This is a genomic window from Streptomyces sp. WAC06614, assembly GCF_003949795.1.
In the GTDB taxonomy this organism is placed as follows: Bacteria; Actinomycetota; Actinomycetes; order Streptomycetales; family Streptomycetaceae; genus Streptomyces.
On sequence record NZ_RPRY01000682.1, the window covers coordinates 1 to 1288 of the forward strand.

Below are 1288 nucleotides of genomic sequence, written 5' to 3' on the forward strand. Positions count from 1 at the left end.
CACCCCGGCCCGGTCCGGGTCGTGACGGGGGTCCGGTCCGGCGCGCCGGACCGGACCCCCGTCACGACCCGGACCGGGCCGGGGTGAGGCGCGTACGGCCGTTCGGCCGGGCCCCCAGCCGGAACTGACGGCCCCTCCGGCGCGGCGCGCGGGTGCCGCCACCCGGGTGACGGCCCGCGCCCGTCCGGGTGACCCGTCACAGGTCGCGGCCGACCGCCCGCAGCAGGTCCCGCGCGCAGTCCCGGAGCCACGCGTGCGCCGGATCGGCGTCGTGCCGGGGGTGCCAGGCCATGCCGAAGGACAGCGGCGGCAGCTCCAGCGGGATCTCGAAGCACACCAGGCCCAGGGCGTCCGCCAGCGGCACCGCCTGCCGGGTGAGCAGCCCCACCAGGTCGGAGTCGCGCAGCACGAACAGCGAGGCCGGGTGCGAGCCCACCGCCCCGGCCACCCGGCGGGTCAGCCCGAGCCGCGCCAGCGCCTCGTCGACCGGCCCCTCCAGCTTGCCGCGCCGGGACGCGATCAGATGGTCGTGCGCCGCGAAGCGTTCCGCGGTGACCGGCTCCCGCAGCAGCGGATGGCCCGCCCGGACGACACCGAGCATCCGCTCGTCCCGCAGGTGCTCGGTGCGGACCTCGGGCGCTCGGGTGTCCACCACGCCCAGCTCCAGGTCGGCCACGCCCTCCCGCAGGGTCGGCAGGTCCACATGGCTCTCCGAGAGGAACCGCAGCCGCACGCCCGGCGCCTCCCGCGAGACCCGGGTGAACAGCGCCGCCCCGAGCGCGGCGGACACCACGTCGTTCGCCAGGACCGTGAACGTCCGCGTCAGCGTGCGCAGGTCCACCTCGCCCCCGGACAGGAACACCGCCCGGGCCCGCTCCACCACCTCGCGGACCTCCGCGCGCAGCGCCAGCGCGTGCGGGGTCGCCACCATGCCCCGGCCCGCCCGCACCAGCACGGGGTCCCCGAGCGCCTTGCGGATCCGGCCGAGGGTGCGGCTCATGGCCGGCTCGGACAGGTGCAGCCGCGCCGCCGCGGCCGACACGCTCGACTCCTCCAGCAGCACGTCGAGGGCGACCAACAGGTTCATGTCGAGTCTGGATTGCGTCACGCGCATTCATCCCTTGCAGAACTTGCACTGGAAAGCAGGACGCCCCAACTCTACGGTGGGACCACGAGGGCGACGGACCGGTCCCGCCCCCCACCCCGTCTGTCCCTTATCCACATCCGACCCTGCCGACACCGGATCGCGACCAACCTGATCAAGATCAGACAATATCGAAGCACGAAG

1 protein-coding gene is annotated in these 1288 nt (G+C 74.9%); it reads right to left on the reverse strand.

Translation table 11 applies throughout. The features are described from left to right. Window positions 1–196 precede the first annotated feature (196 nt). The gene (locus EF918_RS35855; RefSeq protein ID WP_125652995.1) at window positions 197–1114 is read right to left on the reverse strand and encodes a LysR family transcriptional regulator; all 918 of its coding nucleotides are present in this window, start codon (window positions 1112–1114) and stop codon (window positions 197–199) included. Window positions 1115–1288: the final 174 nt, after the last annotated feature.

What these genes read in the sequence shown, in the direction of transcription:
- EF918_RS35855 (WP_125652995.1), bottom strand. Translation starts at nt 1,114, where the DNA reads ATGCGCGTGACGCAATCCAGACTCGACATGAACCTGTTGGTCGCCCTC.